This window comes from Mycobacterium colombiense (assembly GCF_001953985.1).
Lineage (GTDB): Bacteria > Actinomycetota > Actinomycetes > Mycobacteriales > Mycobacteriaceae > Mycobacterium > Mycobacterium colombiense_B.
Window position 1 is genome coordinate 22,433 of sequence record NZ_MBEI01000039.1, and the last position, 6,233, is coordinate 28,665.

Consider the following 6,233-nt stretch of genomic DNA (forward strand, 5'->3'; position numbering starts at 1 on the left):
CGATGGACACCTCCCAGAACTGGCCGGCGCACCGTAAGGGGAACCTGGTCCGTCCGTACACCCTGACGTCCGGGCGCACCGACACCAACGTCGACCTTCCCCTCGAGGCGCCGATTCAGACGCTGCAGGCCGGCCTGACGCACCGGTGGCCGCCCAACGACGCGCGAGGCAGAATCATCCAACTGTGCGTCGACAGCCCCTCGGTCGCCGAAATCTCGGCCCGGCTGGACCTTCCGCTCGGCGTCGCGCGCGTCCTGGTCGGGGATCTGGTGTTGTCCGGCTACCTTCGAGTGCATAAGACGTTGTCCGAGCGTTCCACCAGAGACGAGCGCCACGACCTCATAGGAAGGACACTGCGTGGCTTACGCGCACTCTGACGTGCAGGCCGATTCCGGCACCCACGCGTCGACGAAGATCGTGATCGCCGGCGGATTCGGGGCCGGCAAGACCACCTTCGTGGGGGCGGTGTCGGAGATCATGCCGCTGCGCACCGAGGCGATGCTCACCGACGCCTCGACCGGCGTCGACGCGCTCGAGGCCACCCCGGACAAGCGGACGACCACCGTCGCCATGGATTTCGGCCGGATCACCCTGGCCGAGGACCTGGTGCTCTACCTGTTCGGCACGCCGGGGCAGCGCCGCTTCTGGTTCATGTGGGACGACCTGGTGCGCGGCGCGATCGGCGCGGTCGTGCTGGTCGATTGCCGGCGCCTGCAAGACAGCTTCGCCGCGGTCGACTTCTTCGAGCACCGCAACCTGCCGTTTCTCGTCGCGGTCAACGAGTTCGACGGCGCGCCCCGCTACCCGGTCGCCGAGGTGCGCGAGGCGCTGACCCTGCCGCCGCACATCCCGGTGATCAGCATCGACGCCAGGGATCGCCGGTCGGCGACCGACGCCCTGATCGCGGTCAGCGAATACGCCCTGGCCAGCCTGTCGGCCAATTGACGACGCGGTGGGTCGACCAGGAATTCGAGGGCCACGACTTCACTGACGACGACCTCAGCCGGCTGCAGACCGAGCGGGTCGTGTTCACCGAATGCAACTTCGGCGGCGCCAACCTCGCCGAGTCGCAGCACCGCGGTTCGGCCTTCCGCAACTGCACGTTCCGGCGGACGTCGTTGTGGCACAGCACCTTTTCCCAGTGCAGCATGCTCGGCTCGGTGTTCGTGCAGTGCCGGCTGCGGCCGATCACCTTCGACGAGGTCGACTTCACGCTCGCCGTGCTCGGCGGCATCGACCTGCGCGGCGTCGACCTGAGCGGCTGCCGGCTGCGGGAAACCAGCCTGGTGGAGGCCGATCTGCGCAAGGCCGTGCTGCGCGGCGCGGACCTGCGCGGCGCGCGGACTGCCGGCACCCGGCTGGATGAGGCGGACCTGCGCGGCAGCACCGTGGATCCGGCGCTGTGGACGACGGCCTCGCTGGCCGGCGCCCGCGTCGACGTCGACCAGGCCGTCGCCTTCGCGCTCGCCCACGGGCTGCGGCTCGACTCGGGCCCGGACGGCCAACCCACCAGCGGCTGATCGCTCAGCGGGTGAGCCGGATGCGCCACCGCACCAGCGCCGCGTAGGCGACCGTCAGCACCGCGAGCATGCCCATGTCGAACAGCCAGGCCACCGGCGTGTGCTCGAAGTGGCTGTCCCGCGGGCTCTGCGGGCCGGGCGACACCGCCCACAGGTCGACCGTCGAGCCCTGCGCCGCGTACCCCCACCGCGAGGGAACCAGCCAGGACAGCTGGTCGAGGAAGATCCGGTTGGTGACCGGCACCATGCCGCCGGAGAGCACCATCTGCATCATCAGCGACACCACCAGCAGCGGCATGATCTGCTCGTTGGAGCGCGCCAGCGCCGAGAGCAACAGGCCCAGCATCGCCGCCGCCACACACGTCGCGGCGACCCCGGCGAACAGCTCGAGAGTGGCGTTGCCTAGCAGCACCGCCGGCCGCGTCGGCGGCCCCTTGCCCACCACCACGATGGCCGTGGCGATGGCCGCCTGGATGACGGCGAACGTGCAGAACACCGCCACCTTGGCCAGCAGGTAGGCCGTGCTCGACAGGCCGACGGCCTGTTCTCGCCGGAAGATCGGTCGCTCGCCGATCAGGTCGCGGATGGTCAGCGCGGTACCCATGAAAGCGGCCGCCATGGTGAGCAGGGTCAGGATCATCCCGGCCTCGCCCGCCGACTCGCTCACCGGATCGGCGTAGCCGAAACCGACGTTGCCGGGCACGGTCAGCGACAGCGCGCCCATCACGAACGGCAGCACCGCCAGGAACAGGAAGTAGGCCCGGTCGGAGACCACCAGCCGGACCTGGCGGCGGGCGATCGTGGAGAACTGGCGGCGCTTGCTGGTGCGCGCCGGGACGCCCAGCTCGGCCGGCGCCTCGGTCAGCGCGGGCGGCGGCGGTCTGTTCTGGGCGAGGAAGCGGCGATTGGCCTCCTCCGGATTGGCGCCCACCTTGGCGAAGATGTGCGCCCAGTTGGTGGTGCCCATCGCCGCGCCGATCTCGGCGGGCGGGCCGAGGTACGCCGTCTTGCCGCCCGGCGCCATCAGCAGCACCTGGTCGCAGACGTCGAGGTAGGTCAGCGAGTGCGTGACCACCAGCACGACGCGGCCGGCGTCGGCGAGCTGCCGCAGCATGGTCATGACCTGCAGGTCCAGCGCCGGGTCCAGGCCGGACGTCGGCTCGTCGAGGATCAGCAGCGACGGCCCGGTCAGCAGCTCCAGGGCCACCGACGCGCGCTTGCGCTGGCCCCCGGACAGGTTGTCGACCCGGGTGTTCGCGTGCTCGGTCAGGCCCAGCTCGTCCAGGACCTGGGCGACCACCTGCTCGCGGTCGGGCTTGCTGGTGTCGGGCGGCAGGCGCAACTCGGCGGCGTAGCCGAGCGCTTGGCTGACCGTCAGTTGCCGGTGCACGACGTCGTCTTGCGGGACCATCCCGATCCTGGTGCGCAGCGAGGCGTACTCGGTGTGGATGTTGTGGCCCTCGAAGGTGACCGACCCCGACGACGGGGTGGCGTACCCCGCGATCAGCCGCGACAGCGTGGTCTTGCCCGCGCCCGACCCGCCGATCAGCGCGGTCAGCGTGCCGGGCCGGGCGACGAACGAGATCCGCTCCAGGAGGTTCTTGCCGTCGACGCCGAAGTTGACCTCGCGCACCTCCAGGCCGCCGGTCCGTGTCGCCGCCTCTTGGCGGCGAACCAGCATGCCGTTGTGGAACACCAGGTCGACGTTGCCGATTGTCACCACGTCGCCGTCGGACAGCACGGCGGACCCGACCCGGACACCGTTGACGAAGGTGCCGTTGCTGCTGTTCGCGTCGCGGATCTCGGCGCCGGTCGGCGTCGGGTTCAGGAAGGCGTGATGGCGTGAGGCCAGCACGTCGGGCACGACGATGTCGTTGTTGAGCGCGCGCCCGATCCAGGCGGCGCGGCCGGCCTGCGGCCGGAGCTCCGAGTCGGATCCGGGGACGCCGACCCACGTGGTCGGAAACTCCCCGGCGTCACCGGCGCGGCCGGCCTGGGCGGGCGGGTTCGGCGCGGCCGGGTACGGCCCGGACTGCGGTACGGCCCGGGTCGCGCCGTCCGGCGCGACGATCGGAGCGCCGGACCTGCGCTGGGCGTCGCGCCAGGGGAAGGGGCGCGACGGCGGCGGCGCGGGCGGCCGGGGCGGAGGCGCTACCGGCCGGGACGGGGCCGTCGCCGGGCGCGGGCCGGTGGCCGGCGCCGGCGCGGCGGGCCGCGCGGTGATGATGGGGATCGACTTGGTGGTCGGCGGAAGCAGGCCGACGTTGCCCGTGTGCTGACCCACTTCGAACGTGATCCGCGGGCCGTCGGGCTTGCCGATGTTGATCGTCTGGCCGTCGTGGATGTCGACGACCGGCACCCGCTGGCCGTCCAAATAGACCCCGTTGAGCGAGTTGTTGTCGACGGCCAGCCACCGCCCCTGATCGAAGCGCAGCAGCACGTGCGCGCGGGCGATCAGCGGGTGCGCCACGCGCAGGTCGGCGCGCAGGTCGCTGCCCACGACCACGTCGCGGCCGGCGGCGAAACTACCTTCGGAGCGGTCAGATCGAGCCGTCAGCACGGGCTGCTCAGGTCGAGTCATCGCATCCAGATTGGGGGTCGAGGTTGGGGCGCCGGCCTAGCGTTTCAGCCGGATGTGCCAGCGGACGAAGCCGGTGTAGCCGATCGACAGCGCGGCGAGCATGAACATGTCGAACACGAAAATGTGCTTCGAGTGCTGCCAGATCGGGTCGTTGGTCGGGATCTGCTTGACCTTCACCAGCGACGGGAAGTCGATCGAGGACGCCCCCGCGGCGTAGCCCCACCGGGCGGGCGTCAGCCACGCCATCTGCTCGAGGCCGACGCGCTGATACACCGGGATCATGCCGCTGGAGAACACCAGCTGGGACATGATCGACACCACCAGCAGCGGCATGATCTGCTCGTTCGACTGCGCCAGGGCCGACAGCAGCAGGCCGAGCATGGCCGACGCTATACAGGTGCCCGCCACCGTGACGAACAGCGAGAAGGTGGAGTTGCCGAAGAACTGGGGGTGTGCCGTCGGGGCGCCCTTACCCAGCCGCACGATGATGGTCGCGATCGCCGCCTGGGCGGTCGCGAAGACGCAGAACACCGCGATCTTGGCCAGCAGATAGGCGGTGGTGGACAGGCCGACGGCCTGCTCCCGCCGGAAGATGGCGCGCTCGCCGATCAGGTCGCGGATGGTCAGCGCGGTGCCCATGAAGACCGCACCGATGTTCAGCAGCACCATGATGTACTGCGGCTGCGTTGGCGCGGGACCCATCGGGTCGGCCGGGCCGAGACCCGGGTGCGGGCCCTTCACCGTCAGCGACAACGCGCCGATGAGGAACGGCAGGATCGCCAGGAAGATCGTGTAACCGCGGTCGGATACGACGAGGCGAACCTGGCGGCGGGCGATCGTGGACAACTGCCGGAACAGGTTCGTCTGGGGTGGTTCGCCCAGATCCGCCGGACTCTCCGGGGACGGTGGCTGCGCCGCCCGCTGGTTGCGTTCCTTGAAGCGGCGGTTGGCCTCGTCCGGGTCGGCGCCCACCTTGGCGAAGATGTCGGCCCAGTTGCGCGTCCCCATGGCGGACTCGACCTGGTCGGGCGGCCCGCAGAAAGCGGTCTTACCGCCGGGCGCGACCAGCAGGATCTGGTCGCATACGTCCAGGTACGACACCGAGTGGGTCACCACCAAGACCGTGCGGCCCGCATCGGCCAGCTGGCGCAGCATCAGCATCACCTGACGGTCCAGCGCCGGGTCCAGACCCGACGTCGGCTCGTCCAGCAGCAGCAGCGACGGCTGGGTGAGCAGCTCGAGGGCGACCGAGGCGCGCTTGCGCTGACCGCCGGAGAGCTTGTCGACCCGGGTGTCGGCGTGCTGGGTCATGTCGAGTTCCTCGAGCACCTGCGCGACGACGCGGGCCCGTTCCTCTTTGCTGGTGTCCGGCGGCAGGCGCAGCTCGGCGGCGTAGTTCAGGGCCTGGTTGACGGTCAGCTGACGGTGCACGACGTCGTCCTGCGGGACCATCCCAATCCTGCTGCGCATGGACGCGTACTCGGTGTGGATGTTGTGGCCCTCGAAGGTCACATTGCCCGAGGTCGGGCTGGTGTAGCCGACGATCAGCCGGGACAGGGTGGTCTTGCCGGCGCCCGACCCACCGATGATGGCGGTCAGGGTCCCGGGCCGGGCGGTCAGCGAGATGTGGTCGAGCAGCTGCTTGCCGTGGTCGACGGTGTAGCAGACGGAATTGACCTCCAGGCCGCCGCTGCGCGTCGCCGCCTCGGTGCGCCGGACCAGGCTGTCGCCGGTGAACACCAGGTCGACGTTGCCGATGGTGACCACGTCGCCCTCGGTCAGCACCGCCGAGCCGACCCGGACACCGTTGACGAACGTCCCGTTCACGCTGTGCGCGTCGCGGATCTCGGTGCCCAGCGGCGTCTGGATCAAGAAGGCGTGGTGGCGCGAGGCCAGGACGTCCTGGATGACTATGTCGTTGTCGGTGGCCCGGCCGATGGTCTGCGACCCGGCCGGCTTCTGGATCGCGCCGGATCGCGACGGCAGCAGCGCCTGGAACATCTTCGTCGCCAGGTTTGCCACCTCGGGCGGTTTGGCGGAGGCCGGCGGGGCCATCTGGGTGTGCGGGCTGGCCGAGACCGCCGGCATCTGCGCCAGAGGTGGGGCGTTGGGTGGCGGGGGTGGCGCGGCGG

Annotated in this window: 5 protein-coding genes; 3 read left to right on the forward strand and 2 right to left on the reverse strand. The window is 70.4% G+C overall.

Features of this window, described 5'->3' with window-relative positions; all coding sequences use genetic code 11:
• Positions 1–2 precede the first annotated feature (2 nt).
• Genes A5732_RS08470 through A5732_RS08480 form a run of 3 tightly spaced genes read left to right on the forward strand, consistent with a single transcriptional unit; the run spans position 3 to position 1,520 of the window.
• A complete protein-coding gene (locus A5732_RS08470) occupies positions 3–377 on the forward strand; it encodes a DUF742 domain-containing protein (protein ID WP_064952088.1) in 375 nt (124 codons plus the stop codon).
• Positions 358–945 (forward strand): GTP-binding protein, encoded by a 588-nt coding sequence (locus tag A5732_RS08475; protein WP_064880814.1) that lies wholly within the window; start codon positions 358–360, stop codon positions 943–945. The genes A5732_RS08470 and A5732_RS08475 overlap by 20 nt, the downstream gene beginning before the upstream one ends.
• Positions 942–1,520, forward strand: a complete 579-nt coding sequence (locus A5732_RS08480) for a pentapeptide repeat-containing protein (protein ID WP_076052197.1) — start codon at positions 942–944, stop codon at positions 1,518–1,520. The genes A5732_RS08475 and A5732_RS08480 overlap by 4 nt, the downstream gene beginning before the upstream one ends.
• 4 nt (positions 1,521–1,524) lie before the next feature.
• Here A5732_RS08480 and A5732_RS08485 read toward each other — a convergent pair whose 3' ends face one another.
• Together A5732_RS08485 and A5732_RS08490 are read right to left on the reverse strand one after the other, a co-directional pair.
• The gene (locus tag A5732_RS08485; protein ID WP_076101944.1) at positions 1,525–4,101 is read right to left on the reverse strand and encodes an ATP-binding cassette domain-containing protein; all 2,577 of its coding nucleotides are present in this window, start codon (positions 4,099–4,101) and stop codon (positions 1,525–1,527) included.
• A gap of 36 nt (positions 4,102–4,137) precedes the next feature.
• On the reverse strand, positions 4,138–6,233 hold a 2,096-nt coding region (locus A5732_RS08490; protein ID WP_216351572.1), incomplete at its 5' end, for an ATP-binding cassette domain-containing protein.

What these genes read in the sequence shown, in the direction of transcription:
- A5732_RS08470 (WP_064952088.1), top strand. Translation starts at nt 3, where the DNA reads ATGGACACCTCCCAGAACTGGCCGGCGCACCGTAAGGGGAACCTGGTC.
- A5732_RS08485 (WP_076101944.1), bottom strand. Translation starts at nt 4,101, where the DNA reads ATGACTCGACCTGAGCAGCCCGTGCTGACGGCTCGATCTGACCGCTCC.